We start from the raw sequence: 18371 nt of genomic DNA on the forward strand, positions 1-18371 counted from the left end.
TTCTTTCCCATGGCTGACACTAAAACAATCCTGATAGCAGAGGATAGCTCTGTGATTCTGAACCTGACCAAAAAGATTCTGGAGCTCCAGAAATACCGCATCGTGTCGGCTAAAAACGGCGGGGAAGTGCTCAAGCAAGTCGAATCGCAGCCCATCGACTGCGTGCTGATGGACATTAACATTCCGGTGAAAGACGGCATGGAATGCACCCGCGAAATCCGCCGCAATGCCGATCCGCGCATCGCCCAGATTCCGATTATCGCCATTACCGGCAACGCCAACAACTACTCCATGGAGCAGTTTCGCGAGGCTGGCGTGACGGACTACCTGCCCAAACCACTCGATTTTGACGCGCTGGTGCGCGTGGTGAAACAATACATAGGCTAGCTGGTAGGGTCTTGAAAGCGGAAACGTCGGAAGCCGGCCGGAGCGTACCTACTCTCCGGATCAAGCATCCGGGTGGCAAGCCTTCAAGACCCTAATACCTTACATGAAAGTTACTTTTCTCGGTACTGGTACATCGCAGGGAGTCCCCATGATTGGGTGCCATTGCCCGGTATGCAGCTCCGTGGACTACCGCGACAAGCGTCTGCGGGTATCGGTGCACGTCCAGACCCAGGGCAAAAGCCTCATCATCGATTCCGGACCCGATTTTCGCCAGCAAGTGCTGCGGGCCCGCATCGACCACCTGGACGCCCTGATTTTCACCCACGAGCACAAGGACCACACGGCCGGCATGGATGATATCCGGGCCTATAATTTCAAGCAGCAGCAAGACATGCCCGTGTACGCCGAAGCGCGCGTGCTGGAGCAGCTGCGCCGCGAGTACGCCTATATTTTTGCTGAGCACAAATACCCCGGCGTGCCCAAGGTGCAGACCATGCCGATTCTGAGCGATACGGACAGCTTTCTGGTGGAAGGCGTGGAAGTGCACCCTATTCGGGCCATGCACTATAAGCTGCCCGTACTGGGTTTCCGCATCGGCAACTTCACCTATATCACCGATGCCAACTACCTCTCCGATGAGTCGTTGGCGCGGGTGCGGGGCTCCGAAATCATCGTGCTCAATGCCTTGCGGCACGAACAGCACATTTCCCACTTCTCGCTGCAGGAAGCCGTCGATATTCTGGCCGATCTGGCTCCCCGCCAAGGGTACATCACGCACATTGGTCACCAGCTCGGCCGCCACCGCGACGTGGAAGCCACGCTCCCCGAGTTTGTGCGGCTGGCCTACGACGGACTACAGGTGGTGCTGTAACACAACGGCCAGTTCCGCTGGAACTGGCCGTTGCCGCCGGGGTCAACCTCATTTCGTGGTGGGCTTGCTCACTCGCAGCACCACCGAAAAATCGTACTTGGCGGGGTCACACCGGAGCATCTTCCATTTCACGTAGTAGAGTACGTAGCGCTGCCCGTTGGCCCGGATACTGGTAGTATCGCGCCAGGCGGGCGAGCCGGCGGCGGGACTATTGGCTGGCAGCCGCACCTGCTGCACTTGCCCCGTGGCATCGGTCACGGTCAGGTTGGGGGACACATCGGTGCCGACCACGCAACGCAGGCTGGGGTTGCTGGAGCAGCCGTCGGCGGGGCAGTAGGTGTATTGCAGATCGGCTAATTCTACGGTCAGCTCGGGCGTGGCAGTCGTTGGCAGCCGGGCCACTTGCTGGTAGTTGAGGTCATAGTCTTGGTTGAAAGTAGCCGTGATGGGCGCCGGAACCACGTAGTTTTTAACTTTTTCGTCGGCTTTTTCGCAGGCTACAAGCCCCAGCCCTAGCGCGGAGACGGAAAGAAGTAGATGCTTTTTCATTTAAATAAAGGTTGAGTAACTGGTATGAGCGGGGGTACTACCGGAAGGAGCAGCCAGCTGGGAAGATGGTTGCAAGCCGCAGCTATAATTCTGCCGGTCGTGCGGCTGTTTTACCTATACATTTCCAGCTTCTTCAGATACCATACCATCAGGCCGATTTCATCCTTTTCATGCATAATAACCACTATTTTCTGCGCTTGCTGGCACCCGCTCTTTCCCAGCTGCTGGCCGGTTTTCAGGTAGCTACCTGTTTCTCGCAGGAAAAGGATGAGCTGGTTATCGGACTCACCAACGGCGGGGCCGAGCTGTGGCTGAAGGCGCAGCTTGCGGCCGCTTTCCCAGTGCTGGCCCTGCCCGAAACTTTTCACCGCGCCCGTGCCAACTCGGTGGATCTGCTGCCCGGCCTGCTCGGCAAAATAGTAGCGGACGCCAGCGTATTTCCCCACGACCGGGTGCTACGGCTGCACTTCACCGACGGGGCTACACTGCTGTTTAAGCTCTACGGCCCCCGGCCCAACGCGGTATTCCGTCCGGCACCGGATGCGCCGGCCGAGCTGTTTCACCAGCGCTACACCGCCGACGCGGACCTGGCCCCGGCCGCAGAGCCTCTCCCCGACCCCACGAACCCGCTGCGGGCCTACCCGGCCCTGGGCGACGTGCCGCCGCGCTACCTGCGGGCCCACGGCTACGAAGCCGCTACCGAGGCTACCCGCTTACGCATGGTAGCAGAAACGGTGCAACTGCTCGAAAACCCGCCGCAGCTTTACCTGACAGCCGTGGAAGGAAAAACCCGCCTGACTCTGCTGCCCGTAGGGGAAACTGAGCAAACGCTGCCGCCCGACGCCGTGGCGGCGCTACGGCTGTTTGTGCCCCTCACGCTGGGCCGGCGCGCCTACGAAACCGAGCTGCGCCAAGTGCGGCAGGCCCTGGAAAAGCGGACCGAGGAAGCTACCATCAGCGCCAGCCACGCCCGCACGCGCCTTTATGCCCTGGAGCACATGGCTGGCTACCGCCAAACTGCCGACCTGATTATGGCCAACTTAAGCCAGATTCCGGCCGGGGCGGCGCAGGTCGAAGTCGTGGATTTCTACCAGGACAACCAGCCGCGCACCATCAAGCTCAAGGCCACCGAAACGCCGCAGCGCACGGCCCAGAACTTATATCGTAAAGCCAAAAACCAGAAGATAGAGACGGAGCAGCTGCAGGAGCGCATCGAGCGCCGGGAAACCGAGGCCTTCTGGTGCCTGGAGCGGCTGGAAGAGCTAGCCGCTATTGCGGAGCTGCGCCAGCTCCGCGCGTGGCGCAAGACGCACGACCTCCAGCCCGAAACCAAGGCCAAAGAAGCCGCTGAACTACCCTTCAAAGTATTTACGGACAGTGGCTACACCATTCTGGTGGGCCGCAATGCGCAGAACAACGACCTGCTCACCCAACGCTATGCCCATAAGGATGACCTCTGGCTGCACGCCAAGGACGTGACGGGCTCTCACGTGGTGGTGAAGCACAAGGCTGGCCAGCCGGTACCAGAGCCCGTGGTAGAGCGGGCCGCGCAGCTGGCGGCCTGGTACTCGCGGCGCAAAAACGACTCGCTGTGCCCCGTGACGGTAACGCCCAAAAAGTTTGTGCGCAAGCGCAAAGGAGCTGTGGCCGGGCAGGTAGTAGTGGAGCGGGAACGGGTGGTGCTGGTGGTGCCCGCCAATCCATTTGAGCGGGCCAGCTAGGCTGATGGGAATTAAAATTTCCACCCGCCTGCTCTGGGGTCCGCGCGGCCGAAGCAGTATTACCGCACCAGTATCTGATTACTACTGCGGTAGCGATGCTTCGACAGGCAGAAGCCAGAGCACACAGGACATAGAATCGGCTTTTTTGTAGCCCCCAAGCAGGCACCAATCATTCGCCTTGCAGCGGCCAACCTGAAAAACAGAAAACCCGCTTCAGCTAAGCTGAAGCGGGTTTTCTGTTGGAGTGCGCGCGGGGAGATTCGAACTCCCACACCCGAAGGCACCACCCCCTCAAGATGGCGTGTCTACCAGTTTCACCACGTGCGCGGATAAAGTAAGTGGTACTCACTACGGCAGCAAGGAAAGCTACCGGCTTCGCTGAGGCGGCGAAGTGGGGACAAAAGTAGCCGGTTGGAGTAAGCGTTGCAAGTAGAACAGCGTTTTTTCCGTGAAAAAGACTGTTAACCGGTATAACTGGCGACTTGAGGCGCTAAGAATCAGCAACAAAGCCAGCGAAGAAATTTTCAGCTTAGCGGTGCGAAACATGTCGTTCCAAGGTTAACGGTGGGCTGTGCCCGCCCAGGCTGCTGGTGTATGGCTACCCATGGGCAGCAGGCGGCGGAGAAGCGTCGAGGTTCAGCGGAATCTGAACAACCTCCCGGTAGAAGAACGACGAGGCGCAGCTATGCGTCTCTACAGGGTTTCAGTGGCTTAGTCTGTGTTTAGGGATGACACGTTCTTTCATCAGTCTTGCAATACGCTTCCACCACCTCCTGAACGTGCAAAAGCCCTGACTCAAGGGTGAGCCAGGGCTTTTGCACAGCTGGTTGGGCAAAGGCTACGAACGGACCAATGGAGTGTCCACAACGTGCTCCGACACGAACCACACCTGCATTTCGTTGGCGCGCAGCACTTCACTGATGAACAAGTCGTTGCTGCCGTCGTCGCCGCTTTCGTCGGCTTGTTCAGCAAAGTCGTGGCAGTTTTTGAGGATAATCTGGTGGGCTTCCAGCAGGCGCGAAACCTGGATGGGAGCCTCCTCCCGGTCGCGGGGCGGGCGCGGAATGCTGGCCAGCTCGGCTACGTCGTGAGCCATAGCCACGGCCACGCCGCCCAGGATCTGGATGCGCTCAGCAATGGTATCGACCAGCACGCTTTGCTCTTCGTAGTGCTTATCGTAGAGCAGGTGCAACTGGTAGAACGTAGGACCTACTACCTGCCAATGGTGCTTTTTGTAAAGGTCGCGCAGGGTGATGGTGTCGGCCAGCATCTGGTTGAGGTTGTTCACGCTCTGCTGACGGGTTTTCTCATTGAGGCCGATGGGTAGGCGCTGCGACACGGTTCCGTACTTCTGGAGCGGAGCCGGGGCGTTGAACTGCTGGTTGAGCACGGGCTGCACGCTGGGCGCCTGGCCGTTGGTGGTGGTGCTGGCCGTGGGAGAAGCTTTGGGGGCAGCCTTGGCAGCAGGTTTCTTGGTGGTGTCTTTGGTAGCCATTGGTAGAGAAGCGGAATTATGGAATGCGGCCCGGGCGGCCACTACAGGGCTTTACGAGTGCTGCGGCGCTAGGTTCGGCCAAGTGCGGAGGCCGGGCCAGGGTAGTGGCGCTAATTGCCCACGGCCAGGCGCTACCTTGGTAACCGAAATACCCTTGTTAGAGTTGGTAATACCTATGTCGGCCCACCACCCGCACCCCGAAGACCACCTGACCAGCTCGGCGATGCTGCAGGATATCGTTATTGGCCTTTCCGATGGCCTCACGGTGCCTTTTGCCTTGGCGGCCGGCCTGAGTGGGGCCGTGCAGTCGTCGGCATTGGTAATTACGGCGGGGCTGGCCGAAATCGTGGCCGGCTCCATTGCTATGGGCTTGGGCGGGTATCTGGCAGGCCGCACCGAAGTGGAGCACTACGAGGCCGAGTTGGCCCGCGAGCAGCGCGAAGTACGGGAAGTGCCCGAAGTAGAGCGGGCCGAAGTGCGCGACCTGCTGGCCGAAATCGGCTTGTCGGAAACCACCCGGGAGCTGGCCGTCCGGGAGCTTACCGCCGACCCCGAGCAGTGGGTGAAGTTTATGATGAAGTATGAGCTGGGCCTCGAAAAGCCCGACCCCAGGCAAGCGCCCAAAAGTGCGGCCACCATCAGCCTGGCCTACGCTGTGGGCGGCCTGATTCCGCTGAGCGCCTACTTCGTGACGGACACGCCCACGCAGGGCCTGCTGTGGTCGGCGGTGATTACGCTGGTGTGCCTGTTGCTGTTTGGCTACCTTAAAAGCCGGCTGACGGGACAGCCACCCATTGCGGGAGCCCTCAAAATGGCAAGCGTCGGGGCCTTGGCAGCCGGCGCTGCTTTCTTTGTGGCCCGGCAGATTAGCGGGGAATAAAGAACCGGGGCAACCCGCGGGCTACCGTACAGTAACTTATTACCCCGAGGTGGCAACGATGCCCGGGATGCGGACAGCAGCACGACAACGGCTTTTCTTTCGCAAACGACCACACATTCTTTTATGGCCTTCCCTTTTTTTGGCGACGACAAATCGAAAATCGCGCAGATGCTGGCTACGCTGCCCCAGCAGGGCCGCGTGGAGTGGATTGGTATCCGGCCGGTGCGGCGCGAGCCGCTGGTAGCGCTGGCCGAAGTAGAGGTGCTGACCGATGCCTGCCTGCGCGGCGACCACGCCCGCGTGAAAGCCGGGGGCAAGCGGCAGGTAACGCTGCTCCAGCACGAGCATTTGACGGCCGTAGCCGGCTTTCTGGGCCAGGCGGCCCCCATTAGCCCCGACCGCCTGCGCCGCAACCTCGTCGTGAGTGGCGTGAACCTGCTGGCGCTAAAGAACCGGCACATCAGGCTGGGCGAGGAAGTGGTACTGGAAATTACGGGCGAGTGCCACCCCTGCTCACGCATGGAGGAAGAGCTGGGGGCCGGGGGCTACAACGCCATGCGCGGCCACGGCGGCCTCACGGCTCGCATTGTGCAGGGCGGCCTGCTGCGCGTAGGCGACGTGGTGCGGATTTTGGAAAAAGCTGACTAAATCGTTGTTTGCGTTAGCAGTTAAAGCGCTCCGAACGATGTAGAGACGCCTGCTTGCGTCTTAATCGTTGCTGACGTTGCAACGGGTATCGTTCAACGATGAGACGCAAATAGGCATCTCTACATCGTTCGGACGACTCGGGAAACTACCTCAAACCGCTACTAGCGCGGTTTCGGGTCCCGTGTACGGAGCAGCAGTAGCGCGAACTTTGTAGTTCGCGTCGCCGCGCCGATAGAACGACTGCGAACGGCACGGGGACGCGAACTACACAGTTCGCGCTACTAGCCATTGACCTCGAAACCGCTCTAACGTAGCAGTAGTAATTCAACAACCGCAGCGAGCTGCTGCGTTGCTGACAGGACGTTTTCTCTCTATGTATGGTCCACACGCCCTGGTGCGTCGCCGGTAGCCAGCGGGAAAGCATTGCGCGACCATTCACTCCAGGAGCCCACGTACAGCTTGGGCACCGCCAGCCCGGCCCGCGCAAATGCCAGCAGCGTGTGGCAGGCCGTGACGCCGGAGCCGCAATGCACGATAGCCTGTTCTGGGGGCTGACCGGTTAGCAGCGCCTGGTATTTTTCGCGCAGAGCAGCGGGCGGCAGGAAGCGGCCTTCCGCGTCGAGGTTGGTGCTGAAGGGCACGTTTATGGCCCCCGGAATGTGCCCCGCCACCAGATCAATCGGCTCCGACTCTCCCCGGTAGCGGAAAGCTTCGCGCACGTCGATAATTAAGCTTTCCCCGCTTTCGGAGGCGTGGCGCACTTCTTCGGTAGAAGCCAAGGGCCGCTGCCAGCCGCTGCCCGGATATGGCGGCACGGCGGCCGGCTGCTCTACGGCGCTGCTTGTGGGCTCGCCTGCAGCCAGCGCCGCCGCCAGACCGCCATCCAGCACCCGCACGGCGGCGTGGCCGGCGCTGGCGAGCAGCCACCAGAAGCGCGCCGCCGCGTTGGCTCCATTCTTATCGTCGTACACGACCACCGATGTGCTGGGGCCAATGCCGAGCTGCCCGAGCAGCCGGGCGAAGTCGGCGAAGGGCGGCAGCGGGTGGCGGCCCCCGTGGGCGGCGTTGTCGGTGGGGCGGGCCAGGTCGGTTTCCAGATCTACGAACAGCGCCCCCGGCAGGTGCCCGGCCTGGTAGCGCGCACGAGCCTCGGGGCCGGCGCGGGCATCAATCAGGACTACAGGTTCGGCGGGCGGGAGTTGCCGCAATTCTTCGGCGGTTATAAGGGACTGCATAAGTGGGGCGGCTGCATGAGTGAAAGGCCAGGTCGCGGGAGTAAACGCGCTGCTCAAGATAAGCGAGTTTGGGCAGCCAGTGGACTGGGAAAGTGGGTTGGGGAAGTTAGCCAGCTGGCTTTGGCAGCTGCCTGCTGCCGCAATTCATCTGCTACTGCTGCTGCGGCAGGCATCATGGTGCATCTGGCGTCCACCTAAAAGAACCACCTTTACCACCAAACCAGAGCGGTTCTCGGGGGTCTATGGCTAGTAGCGCGAACTGTGTAGTTCGCGCTACTGCTGCTCCGTACACGGAATCCGAAACCGCTCTAAGTCTGGTTACCACTGCGGGGAGAGATGCTTCGACTGTGCGGACGCCAGATCAGGCAGGATACGTTCTTTTCCAACAACCTCAGCACGCGAGATGCCTCGGCTTCGCCCGGCATGACGTTCTTAAGTGGCGGGACGTTCTTTTTACATCAACAACGGCAGCAAGCGGGTCGCTTCGACCTGGCCGACTGCCAGCTCTACCCAAATCTGAACGGCTACGCCACCCGCCTGCTGGCTAGTCCTGCTGCGACGGCAGATGCTCGGAGGCGGGGGTGCCGGTGCGGTTGGGAAGACGGAATACCACGGCCAGCACCACGTTGTTTTTGGCGGCCGTGCGCTGCGGCACCAGCTGGCCTTTGGTGAGGGCGGCGGGCGAGTAATTGGCCTGATGGAGCCACCCCGCCTGCACCGTCAGGCGGCGGCTGAACTGGTAGCCGACGCCGGCGTACACGCGGTTGCGCTCCAGAACCGGGCCTTTCGGGTTGATGAATATCTCATCGTAGACGGACAGAAACACCGTGTTATCGGTAATAGTCTGCTTGTTCAGCGGCAGGAAGGCGTTGAGGCGGTAGCGCAGGCGGTTGCGGGTTTCGCTGCTGTCGGCGCGGTAGGCAAACCAGCGCTGCTCCACCCGGTAGCGGTGCTCCACTTTCAGGCGGCTCATATATTGGCTCAGCACCATTTGCAGCCACACGCGCTTTTCCACGCTCAGGGGGCCGGCGCGCAGGTCGCGGTAGTCGGATGTGGCATAGCGCCCGCCGGCCAGCATCAGGGTGAAGTTCTTGTCGAGGTCGTAGCTCAGGCCCGCTTTCAGCTCGTTGTAAAAATACTGGCGCGCGACCCCATTGTTGCGGGCCTGCACCTCGGCGTAGCCGCCCCATTTGCGCTCGGCGGTGCTCGGCAGCAGCACCGTCCCGATCAGCCAGCTGCCCCAGGAGCCGGGCGTCTGGGCCCGGGCGGCGGGGCTGCTGCCGGCAATGACCAGGGCGGTAGCCAGCGCCGAAAGGAGTACTTGTTTATGCATTGTAGAGCGGATGGGGCAGTGCGGCACGGCGGGAAAACGCCTTACGGCCTCGTAGGCGGCTTGGGTAGGCAAAGGCTGAAACTGCCACATGGGCATACTTCGCGAAGCTGAGTATGCCCATGTGGCTAGTGTAGGAAAAAAAGCGTCCCCGAACCGCGCCGACCCACACTATCCTGGGGTCGTTAGCCGCCGCTTAGGGCGGTTTCGAGGTCAATGTACAGGATGTGGAGACGCGACCCTTCGCGTCTCTACACCCTGTACATTGACCTCGAAACCGCCCTAGTTCTTCCTAATAACGCGGATATGACTTCCCACCCGCTGCGTGACGTAGAGCGTGCCCTCCGCAGTGCTGATGATACCACGGGGCCGAATAAAGTGCGCCGTGTTGGCCGGGCCGTCGGCGAAGCCATACTGACCGGTGCCGGCAAACCTGCTGACCACGCCCGTCGGGCTGATCTGGCGGATGTGGTTGTTCGCCTCATCAGCCACGTAGAGCGTGCCCTGGGCATCGACGGCTACCCCAGTCGGCTGGTCGAACTGGGCCGTGGCGGCCGGGCCCAGGGCAGAGCCAGGCTGGCCGCTACCCGCTACGGTAGTCACCACACCGGCCGGGCTGATTTTGCGGATCCGATGATTTTGCGGATCCGCGACAAATACGTTGTTCTGGGCATCAAGGCACAGACCGCTGATGAACAGAAACCGGGCGGAAGTGCCGGGGCCATCGGCGAAACCCGGGTGGTCGGCTGAGCCCGCCAGGATGCTGACTGCGCCCGTCGGGCTGATTTTATACACGCAGTAGTTGCCGGCATCGCCTACATACAGCGTGCCTTGCGCATCGACGACCAGGCTGGTCGGCAACTCAAACTGCGTGTTGGGGGCTACGGTCGTGACAATACCGGCCGGACTGATTTTGCGCACCCGGTAGTTGCCAAAATCGGCCACGTACACAGCGCCTTGGGCATCGACGGCCACCCCGGACGGCTGGCGAAACATGGCCTGGGCAACGGGACCATCGACGTAGCCGCCCTGGTCGCGACCCACCGGGCCGCTGCCGGCTAGGGTCGTCACGACGCCGGCCGGGCTGATTTTGCGAATGCGCTGGTTGTTGGTATCGGCCACGTACACATTGCCCTGGGCATCGACGGCTAGCCCGGCGGGAACATCAAAGGCGGCCGCTGCGCCTGTGCCATCGGCATACCCAAAGCCGGTAGTGCCCGCCAGGATAGTCACGTTATGAGTTGCGGCCAGCGGCATGGGCGCCGGTACCGGAAGCGGAGTGTTGTCTTTACAGCCGGCAACAACCAGCAGGGATAAAGCAATCAGCAAACGAGGAGCGGGAACAGATAGCATAGAGAGTAGTAAAAATGATGGGGACGAAGGTAAGCACGCGGTGGTAAGAACGGGCGTCTAATTTGCCGGGAGGTCAGTGTAGTAGCGCGGTACCTCCTGATGTGCCTCACCCCGGCCGCATCTGCCTCACCCCCGGCCCCTCCCCCGGGGAGAGGGGAGCCTGACGCCATTTTTGTGTGTAGCAGCGTCGGCTTGTGCCAACGCATCTGCTACCCAATTATTATATCTTACCAGGGCCTTGGAGTAGCCGCTGCGCGGGACTCAACCCAGAAGTTGCGCCCGGCACCGTTCGCGCCGCCTTTTCCGCTTATCTTCCCGCCCTGGACCACATCCGAAGTTCGTGTACAGGATGTAGAGACGTGCCCCTTCGCGTCTCCATGTTGAACGACAGGTTAGCGCAACAATGTCAGCAACGATTGAGACGCGAAGGGTCGCGTCTCTACACCCTGTACATTGACCTCGAAACCGCCCTAATTCTTACTTACCAATTCCTACTTATCCCGTGACCTATCCCGACTTCGCCGCCCGCTGGCGCAACTCCGGCGGTGCCGAGCGCGCCAACTACGGCCTCTTCCTGCAGGACCTCTGCGACTTACTTCAAGTCCCCAAACCCGACCCGACCACCGACACCGCCTCCCAGGACCAGTACGTGCTGGAGCGCGCCGTACAGTTCCAGGACGGCCCCAAAAAGAGCACCGGCCGCATCGACCTCTATAAGCGCGGCTGCTTTATCCTGGAAACCAAGCAGGGCACCGACTCGCCCGACGCCCAGCAAAAGGCCGAGAAGTCGGACCGCGCAGAGTTGGGCCTGACCGCCGAAAAGCGCCGCAAGGGCCACGCCCTGCGCGGCTCCGTGAAGTGGGAGCAGATGATGCAGGCCGCCCGCCAGCAGGCCCTGGGCTACGTGCGCGCCCTGCCGCCCGACGAGCCCCGGCCCCTGTTCGTGCTGGTGGTGGACGTGGGCTACTGCATTGATGTGTACTCGAACTTTGCCCAGGTCGGCGACGCTTTCGTGCCCTTCCCCGACCAGGGCAGCTTCCGCCTGCCGCTGGCCGCCCTGGCCGACGAGGCCACCCGCACGCTGCTGCGCCAGGTGTGGCAGGCGCCCCGCGAGCTGGACCCCAGCCGCCGCGCCGCCCGCGTCACGCGGGAGCTGGCCGGCTACCTGGCCGGCGTGTCGGCCCAGCTGGAACGGGCCGGGCACCCGGCCGAGGTGGTGGCCCAGTTCCTGATGCGCTGCCTGTTCACGATGTTCTCCGAGGACGTGGGCCTGATTCCCAAAGCCAGCTTCACGGGCATGCTGCGCACCTACGCCGCGCCCGAGCTGCGCGAGTTTCTGCCCGATGCCCTGCGCGGCCTCTGGGCCACCATGGACACCGGCGGCTTCTCCCCCGACCTGAAGGCCCGCCTGCGCCGCTTCAACGGCAAGCTCTTTCACGACGCCACCGCCCTGCCCCTCACCGCCGACCAGACGGCCCTGCTGCTCAAAGCCGCCGAGGCCGACTGGACCGCCGTGGAGCCCGCCATCTTCGGCACCCTGCTGGAACGGGCGCTGGACCCCAAGGAGCGCCACAGCCTGGGCGCCCACTACACCCCGCGCCGCTACGTGGAGCGCCTGGTGCTGCCCACCGTGCTGGAGCCCCTGCGCCGCGAGTGGACCGCCGCCCAGGCCGCCAGCGCCCGCCGCCTCGACGAAAACCAGCCCAAGGAGGCCCGCCAGGAGCTGGTGCGCTTCCTCACCCGCCTCACCTCGCTGCGCATCCTGGACCCCGCCTGCGGCTCCGGCAACTTCCTCTACGTGACCCTGGAGCACCTCAAGCGCCTCGAAGGCGAGGTGCTGGCCGCCATCAACAGCTTCGGGCAGACGGGCCTGCTCGATTTGGGCGGGGGCACCACCGTGAGCCCGCGGCAGCTGCTGGGCCTGGAGCTGAACCCGCGCGCGGCCGCCATTGCCGACGTGGTGCTGCGCATCGGCTACCTGCAATGGCACCTGCGCACCCACGGCATCACCCAGCTCGCGGAGCCCCTGCTGGATGAGTACCAGAACATCCGCCAGCAGGATGCCGCCCTGCGCCACGACGCGCCCACGCCCCGCCTCGATGCCCACGGCCAGCCCGTGACCCGCTGGGACGGCACCACCCGCCCGCACCCCGCGACAGGACAGCCCGTGCCCGACGAAACCGCCCGCACGCCCGTGCTCGACTACCCCAACCCCCGCCCCGCCGAGTGGCCCGAAGCCGATTTCATCGTGGGCAACCCGCCGTTTATTGGTGATAAAGCAATGCGTACAGCTTTGGGCGACGGATATGTAGAAGCACTCCGCAAAGCATACAAAGGGCAAGTCCCTGAGTCTGCTGATTTCGTTATGTATTGGTGGTATAATGCCGCTCGTGCTGTTCAAAGTGGCAAATCTGAGAGACTTGGTTTCATTACCACCAATTCAATCACGCAGAACTTTAACCGCCGCGTGATGCAGCAATTCTTAGATGCCACAGAATCTAAGTCTCAGCTTTCTCTGGCTATGGCTATTCCAGACCATCCTTGGGTTGAAAGCGGCAGTGGAGCAGCCGTGCGCATTGCAATGACTGTGGCAGAACCGGGAGATTCGACTGGCCAGTTGCTTGAAGTGGCAACCGAAACACCTGATGGCGAAGGCAGTGCTGTAGAATTCACTATTCACGAAGGACGCATCAATGCTGACCTAAGCGTAGGAGCTAATCTTGATGAAGCCCGTCCAATTGAAAGCAATGCGGGTCTTGCAAACGTTGGGGTAGGTCTTTATGGTGGAGGTTTTCTTGTAACGCATGAAGAAGCAACGGCACTTGGATTAGGTCGTTACGAAGGATTGGACAAACACATTCGCCCATATATAAGCGGCCGTGACCTTTCGCAAAAATCCCGCGACCTTTTTGTAATAGACCTGTTTGGTTTATCGCCTGATGAAGTTCTTAACAGATTCCCAGAAGTTTATCAACGTATTGTCGAGCGTGTTAAACCAGAGCGCGACCAAAACAACCGTGCGTCCTATCGCACCAAATGGTGGATTTTCGGAGAGCCTAGAGCCAACTTTCGGCCTGCTTTGGAAGGATTAAAAACATACATAGGAACCACATACACTTCTCGGCACCGCATCTTTTCAATCTTAGATGGAAATACAATTGCGGACAATACTATCGTCGCCTTTGCCTTAGATGACGCTTATTATTTAGGCGTAATGTCAAGCAGATTTCACACCGTTTGGGCTTTTGCGACAGGCAGTTGGCTAGGCGTTGGGAATGACTCTCGTTACAATGCAACTCGTTGTTTCCAACCGTTCCCCTTCCCCGCCGCCACGCCCGCGCAGCAGGCCCGCATCCGGGAGTTGGCCGAACAGCTCGACGCCCACCGCAAGCGCCAGCAGGCCCAGCACCCCGGCCTCACCCTCACCGACCTCTACAACGTGGTGGAGAAGCTGCGCGCCAGCCAGCCCCTCACCCCCAAAGACCTGACCGTGAACCAGCAGGGCCTGGCCTCCGTGGTCCTCAGCCTGCACCAGCAGCTCGACGCCGCCGTGGCCGAAGCCTACGCCTGGCCCCCCGCCCTGCCCGACGCCGAGATTCTGACGCGCCTCGTGCGCCTCAACCACGAGCGGGCCCGCGAAGAGCAGGCCGGGCAAGTGCGCTACCTGCGCCCCGCCTACCAGGCCCCCGAAACCGTGCAGACGACCATAGCCCTGCCCGACGCCGAAAGCCCAAAGGACGGCGGCAAGCGCCCCTCCTTCCTTCAAGGAGGGGTGGCCGAAGGCCGGGGTAGTCAATCGTTGAACAAGTCGTTGAACGAAGCCCCCCAGGCCTGGCCCACCGAGCTGGCTCCCCAAATGCAGGCCCTCCGCGACGCCGTGGCCCAGGCCGGCCAGCCCGTGACCGCTGCCCAGGTAGCCGCCCGCTTCAAGCGCCTCAAAGCCGACAAAGTGGAGCCGTTGCTGGCTACGCTGGCCGCCCTGAGCTTGCTGCGGCAGACGCTGGAAGGGACATACGTGGCGTAGCTTCCTTCATCGTTTTCTGATACCCTTTTCTACTCTCGTCTTTTTACGCCACGCTGCCCAAGCCCCACCGCTTGGGCAGCGTGGCTCTAGAGCGGCCCGAAACGGAGGCAGGAAAAATTGCATTTTAAATACTAACAAAGTAGACTTGTTCCTGAATAAAGCGAAACACAAAAAGGCCGTCATGCTGAGCTTGTCGAAGCATCTCTACCGCAGTGGTACTTAGCATTGCGGTAGAGATGCTTCGACAAGCGGACGCCAGATGAGCATGACAGCCGAATGTTAGCATCGGTTCCTAATTCAGGAACAAGTCTATTATATATATTCAATAAGAATTTGAGCGCCGTCAAGGTGGGAGCTGGTAAGTCCCACGGGGTCCGCGCCGCTACCCTAGCCGTTTCGTACCATGCGCCAGTTCCTGCTTTGCTTCCTGCTCGCCATGCCGACGCTAGCGGCTTTTGCCCAGCCCGGACCGCTTTCCCAAGGCGATATTCCCCCGAACAACTATCTCATCAAAAGCCACCGCCAAAAAGTGGCCGCCAACGCGCTGCTTATCGGCGGGAGCGTTGTCGTCCTTACGTCAGCTTACAAGATGATAAGCATCTTCAATGGAGAGCACAGCATCGTCACCGTCGCCTTAGACCCCAATGCTGATCGGCGGTTTACAGCCTGGAGCTATGTGTTTACGGCGGGTGGCGGGATGATGGTGGGAAGTGTGCCCCTGTATTTCGCGGCGAGACGCAATGCCCGTGCAGGTGCCCCCCACCTCAGTTTGCAGCTCCTTGCTCAGCCACTGCCACCCTTGGCCAACGGCCCACCTGCGGCTTACCCGGCCGTTGGGCTGAATCTGCGCCTCTAGCCCTTTTCTAAAGTCTTGCGCGAAGACTTGCTTTAACTTTCTTCTGATGCCGAGAGGCTGACGCTCCTTGTGCGCCTCCACGCACGAACGCGCCTGCGAGGAGCAGCAGGGCCACATCCGCTACCTGCGCCCCGCCTACCAGGCCCCCGAAACCGTGCAGGCCACTATGGTTCTACCAGAAGCAGCCAAAGGAACGAAGCTCCCCTCCTTCCTTCAAGGAGGGGTGGCCGAAGGCCGGGGTGGTCAATCGTTGAGCAAGTCGTTGAACGAAGCAACCCAGCCCTTCCCCACCGAGCTGGCCCAGCAGATGCACACCCTGCGCGACACCCTCCAGCAAGCCGCCCAGCCCCTCACCGCCGCCCAGGTAGCCGCCCGCTTCAAGCGCCTCGAGCCCGAGAAAGTGGAGCCCCTGCTGGCCACCTTAGCGGCCCTAAGTCTCATTCGCCACCCCGAGGAAGGCTACACGGTGTAGCGACGCGTATTCGCGTCTCGTCGTTGAACGATACCGCCGGCCCGCACCGTGCGGCCGATGTCGTTCAACGATTGAGACGCGTATTCGCGTCGCTACATCGGGCCAACCCACCGCCGAAGCCCGCGCGGCCTTTGCGCAAGATGGCAATAGCAGGGCCGTTAAGCGTACCTCTACTCCCGTCTGCCCTCCCTTTCCACCCGTAGCGCCTCATTTTACTCCCGCTTGCCCCGGCGCACCGGCGCGCTGTTACTGGCGCTGCTGCCCATCGCGGCCCAGGCCCAGAACACCGACACCCTCATAACGGCCCGCACCACTGTTTCCGGCCTCAAAGTCAGCCGCCTGACTGTATTTAAGGGCGGCGGGGGTATCGGACTGCTGCTGCGCCGCCGCTAGCGGCTGGGCCTGCTACGGCCTGGCTTGCGCTCGGGCTGCCCCTGCGCTACCCCGGGTAGCCGTACCGCCCGGCTCCGGGGCCGAAAGAAGGGTTTGGCAGGCAGCGGTTTATTTCACTTCTCTACCGCTTCAGCTTGTGTTGCTGCCCGCCTTTGGCAACCTTTAAGTATGCATATCCTGCTACTGTCCCTACTGTCCGCTACGTGGCGCGGGGCGGCCCTGGCCACCACTGCCGCCCTGCTGCTCTGCCCACCCACCCACGCCCAGACCGTCCTGCCCTGGACGCACGCCACGGCCATCGGGGGCAACCAGCTGCGCGAGAGTATCGCCGTGGATGCGGCCGGCAACTGCTACGTGACCGGCAGCTTCCTGGACACGGCCCAGGTGGGCGATACCACCCTGACCAGCGTGGGCGGCATCGATGCCTACGTAGCCCGGTATGGCCCCACCGGCCAGCGCCACTGGGTGCGCCACCTGGGCTCGCCCGGCACCGACAGCGGCTATGCCGTGGCCCTCGATGCGGCCGGCAACTGCTACGTGACCGGCTACTTTCAGGGTACCATTGAGCTGGGTAATGGCTTGCGGCTCACGAGCACGAGCTTCGCGGCCAAGGCCTACGTGGTGCGCTACTCGCCGGCCGGCACTGCGCAATGGGCGCAGCACAGCGACGACACCAGCGGCAGCAGCAGCGTAACGGGCACCAGCCTGGCTCTCGATGCGGCCGGCTCCGTGGTGGTGGCCGGGGCCGTCAACGGGGTGGCCCGCTTCGGCACCCTCCAGGCCAATGCCCCCGTGGACTCCGACAACGGAGCCGCCGTATACCTGGCGCGTTTCGCGGCGGCTACCGGGGCCATACAGTCGGTGGCGCGGGCGTTCTACTACGCCGCGCCCCACGGGCCCATCGTGTATCAGTACAATGCGCCGCAGCTGGCGGTAGCCTCTACCGGGCAGGTATATATCGGCACCTACACCAATGGGCAGCCCGTGTTCGATGGCCCGTCGCCCATCCGCCCCGTGGGCCGGGGCAGCACCGATGGCCTGCTGGCCTGCTACTCGGCCGCCGGGACCCTGCAGTGGGTGCAGCAGCTGGGCGGCCCCCAGCTTGACCGCCTCTCCCAGGTGCAGACCGACGCGGCCGGCAACGCCTACGTAACCGGCGACTTCAGCGGGGCGGCCACTTTCGGTGCCACTACCCTCGTGAGTGTGGGCAGCAACACGGCGTATCTGGCCAAATACTCGCCCTTGGGCACCCTGGAGTGGGTACGGCCCGGCAGCGGCACCACCAGCGCCTGGAGCGGCCCGCGCTTCGACGCGGCCGGCAATGTCTACACAGTGGGCTCCTTTTCGGGTACCGCCAGCTACGGAGCCTTCCCGCTCAGCAGCGCCGGGGCCACCGATGTGGTGGTAGCCAGCTACACGCCCCAGGGCCAGGTGCGCTGGGCGCAGTCGGCCGGCGGCTCCGGAGTAGAATCCGGCTACGGCCTGGGTCTCGATGCGCAGGGCAGCGTGTACGTATACGGCCGCATCAGGGGCACGGCCGCCTTTGGGGCCCTCCGCCTGAGCGCCGCTGCTAGCGGCGAAAATTTCCTGGCGCGCCTGGGCACGGCTCCTCTGGCGGCACACGCGCTCCATCTGCGGGCCCTGAACTTTTACCCCAACCCGGCCACGGAGCGGGTAACCCTGCCGGCCCTGGCCGTGGGTACCCGCGTGCGGCTACTCGACGCGCTGGGCCGCGTGGTGCGTGAAGCGGCGGTATCATCGGGGGCTGAAGTGTCAGTGCGGGGACTAGTGCCCGGCCTCTACACCTTGCGGGCTACCGATGCGCAGGGCCGGCAGGTGGCCGGTCGCGTAGTAGTCGAGTAGCCCCGCCGCCCAGGCAGCCACCCGCTTCCAGCGCCTGAAGGCCGAGAAAGTAAAGCCCCTGCTGGCTACCTTAGCGGCCCTGAGCCTGATCCGGTACACCGGGGAAGGCTACACGGTGTAGTAGGTAGCAGCACTGCCCGTGGAGCCACCCGCTTTACGAAAACTCAGGCTACCAGGCTTGGCCAACCACTCCGACAGACTACCTGAAATCAGACTGCAACTTTTTTGTTGCACTTTTGCAAACCACTTCCCGTATTGGCTACCAGACTCCCTCCCCCGTCCCTGGCCGAAGTA

At 62.3% G+C, this 18371-nt stretch carries 15 protein-coding genes and 1 tRNA gene; 10 read left to right on the top strand and 6 right to left on the bottom strand.

Features of this window, described 5'->3' with window-relative positions; translation table 11 throughout:
• Window positions 1–9 precede the first annotated feature (9 nt).
• Window positions 10–387 (top strand): response regulator, encoded by a 378-nt coding sequence (locus E5J99_RS04105; protein ID WP_135496446.1) that lies wholly within the window; start codon window positions 10–12, stop codon window positions 385–387.
• Window positions 388–490: 103 nt separating this feature from the next.
• On the top strand, window positions 491–1258 hold the full coding sequence (locus E5J99_RS04110; RefSeq protein WP_135496447.1) for an MBL fold metallo-hydrolase: 768 nt from the start codon (window positions 491–493) through the stop codon (window positions 1256–1258).
• A gap of 48 nt (window positions 1259–1306) precedes the next feature.
• On the opposite strand, the gene E5J99_RS04115 is transcribed toward E5J99_RS04110, so the two are convergent.
• The gene (locus tag E5J99_RS04115) at window positions 1307–1807 is read right to left on the bottom strand and encodes a hypothetical protein (RefSeq protein ID WP_135496448.1); all 501 of its coding nucleotides are present in this window, start codon (window positions 1805–1807) and stop codon (window positions 1307–1309) included.
• 170 nt (window positions 1808–1977) lie between these two features.
• Here E5J99_RS04115 and E5J99_RS04120 point away from each other — a divergent pair, with 170 nt between their 5' ends.
• Window positions 1978–3528, top strand: a complete 1551-nt coding sequence (locus tag E5J99_RS04120; protein WP_167851972.1) for an NFACT RNA binding domain-containing protein — start codon at window positions 1978–1980, stop codon at window positions 3526–3528.
• A 245-nt stretch (window positions 3529–3773) separates the two neighbouring features.
• On the opposite strand, the gene E5J99_RS04125 is transcribed toward E5J99_RS04120, so the two are convergent.
• Both E5J99_RS04125 and E5J99_RS04130 read right to left on the bottom strand, forming a co-directional pair.
• A tRNA-Leu gene (locus E5J99_RS04125) sits at window positions 3774–3855 on the bottom strand.
• Window positions 3856–4366: 511 nt separating this feature from the next.
• A complete protein-coding gene (locus tag E5J99_RS04130; RefSeq protein WP_135496450.1) occupies window positions 4367–5023 on the bottom strand; it encodes a Dps family protein in 657 nt (218 codons plus the stop codon).
• Window positions 5024–5198: 175 nt separating this feature from the next.
• Between E5J99_RS04130 and E5J99_RS04135 the strand changes: the two genes are divergently transcribed.
• Window positions 5199–5903 carry a VIT1/CCC1 transporter family protein gene (locus tag E5J99_RS04135; protein ID WP_135496451.1) on the top strand — a complete coding sequence of 235 codons (705 nt, stop codon included), beginning with the start codon at window positions 5199–5201 and terminating at the stop codon, window positions 5901–5903.
• Between the two features lie 123 nt (window positions 5904–6026).
• Window positions 6027–6551, top strand: a complete 525-nt coding sequence (locus tag E5J99_RS04140) for an MOSC domain-containing protein (RefSeq protein ID WP_135496452.1) — start codon at window positions 6027–6029, stop codon at window positions 6549–6551.
• Between the two features lie 371 nt (window positions 6552–6922).
• On the opposite strand, the gene E5J99_RS04145 is transcribed toward E5J99_RS04140, so the two are convergent.
• The 3 genes from E5J99_RS04145 to E5J99_RS04155 form a co-directional block, all read right to left on the bottom strand.
• Window positions 6923–7786 carry a sulfurtransferase gene (locus tag E5J99_RS04145; RefSeq protein ID WP_135496453.1) on the bottom strand — a complete coding sequence of 288 codons (864 nt, stop codon included), beginning with the start codon at window positions 7784–7786 and terminating at the stop codon, window positions 6923–6925.
• 544 nt (window positions 7787–8330) lie between these two features.
• Window positions 8331–9119: a DUF2490 domain-containing protein gene (locus tag E5J99_RS04150; protein WP_135496454.1), complete on the bottom strand. Its 789-nt coding sequence runs from the start codon at window positions 9117–9119 to the stop codon at window positions 8331–8333.
• Between the two features lie 279 nt (window positions 9120–9398).
• Window positions 9399–10469 (bottom strand): NHL repeat-containing protein, encoded by a 1071-nt coding sequence (locus E5J99_RS04155; protein WP_135496455.1) that lies wholly within the window; start codon window positions 10467–10469, stop codon window positions 9399–9401.
• A 502-nt stretch (window positions 10470–10971) separates the two neighbouring features.
• Between E5J99_RS04155 and E5J99_RS04160 the strand changes: the two genes are divergently transcribed.
• From E5J99_RS04160 to E5J99_RS04175, 5 genes are all read left to right on the top strand, one after another.
• Entirely contained in the window at window positions 10972–14493 is a 3522-nt protein-coding gene (locus tag E5J99_RS04160) for a class I SAM-dependent DNA methyltransferase (RefSeq protein WP_135496456.1), read from the top strand.
• A 403-nt stretch (window positions 14494–14896) separates the two neighbouring features.
• Window positions 14897–15349: a hypothetical protein gene (locus E5J99_RS04165; protein WP_135496457.1), complete on the top strand. Its 453-nt coding sequence runs from the start codon at window positions 14897–14899 to the stop codon at window positions 15347–15349.
• A 67-nt stretch (window positions 15350–15416) separates the two neighbouring features.
• Window positions 15417–15821, top strand: coding sequence for a hypothetical protein (locus E5J99_RS04170; protein ID WP_135496458.1), 405 nt, complete (start codon window positions 15417–15419; stop codon window positions 15819–15821).
• A 222-nt stretch (window positions 15822–16043) separates the two neighbouring features.
• A complete protein-coding gene (locus E5J99_RS21150) occupies window positions 16044–16214 on the top strand; it encodes a hypothetical protein (RefSeq protein ID WP_167851973.1) in 171 nt (56 codons plus the stop codon).
• A 168-nt stretch (window positions 16215–16382) separates the two neighbouring features.
• Entirely contained in the window at window positions 16383–18077 is a 1695-nt protein-coding gene (locus tag E5J99_RS04175; protein ID WP_135496459.1) for a T9SS type A sorting domain-containing protein, read from the top strand.
• Window positions 18078–18371 lie beyond the last annotated feature (294 nt).

The organism is Hymenobacter elongatus, assembly GCF_004745955.1.
In the GTDB taxonomy this organism is placed as follows: Bacteria; Bacteroidota; Bacteroidia; order Cytophagales; family Hymenobacteraceae; genus Hymenobacter; species Hymenobacter elongatus.

Coding starts and splice junctions, on each gene's coding strand:
- E5J99_RS04145 (WP_135496453.1), bottom strand. CDS start 7,786: ATGCAGTCCCTTATAACCGCCGAAGAATTGCGGCAACTCCCGCCCGCC.
- E5J99_RS04155 (WP_135496455.1), bottom strand. CDS start 10,469: ATGCTATCTGTTCCCGCTCCTCGTTTGCTGATTGCTTTATCCCTGCTG.
- E5J99_RS04115 (WP_135496448.1), bottom strand. CDS start 1,807: ATGAAAAAGCATCTACTTCTTTCCGTCTCCGCGCTAGGGCTGGGGCTT.
- E5J99_RS04110 (WP_135496447.1), top strand. CDS start 491: ATGAAAGTTACTTTTCTCGGTACTGGTACATCGCAGGGAGTCCCCATG.
- E5J99_RS04150 (WP_135496454.1), bottom strand. CDS start 9,119: ATGCATAAACAAGTACTCCTTTCGGCGCTGGCTACCGCCCTGGTCATT.
- E5J99_RS04120 (WP_167851972.1), top strand. CDS start 1,978: ATGCATAATAACCACTATTTTCTGCGCTTGCTGGCACCCGCTCTTTCC.
- E5J99_RS04175 (WP_135496459.1), top strand. CDS start 16,383: ATGCATATCCTGCTACTGTCCCTACTGTCCGCTACGTGGCGCGGGGCG.
- E5J99_RS04105 (WP_135496446.1), top strand. CDS start 10: ATGGCTGACACTAAAACAATCCTGATAGCAGAGGATAGCTCTGTGATT.
- E5J99_RS04165 (WP_135496457.1), top strand. CDS start 14,897: ATGCGCCAGTTCCTGCTTTGCTTCCTGCTCGCCATGCCGACGCTAGCG.
- E5J99_RS04135 (WP_135496451.1), top strand. CDS start 5,199: ATGTCGGCCCACCACCCGCACCCCGAAGACCACCTGACCAGCTCGGCG.
- E5J99_RS04140 (WP_135496452.1), top strand. CDS start 6,027: ATGGCCTTCCCTTTTTTTGGCGACGACAAATCGAAAATCGCGCAGATG.
- E5J99_RS04130 (WP_135496450.1), bottom strand. CDS start 5,023: ATGGCTACCAAAGACACCACCAAGAAACCTGCTGCCAAGGCTGCCCCC.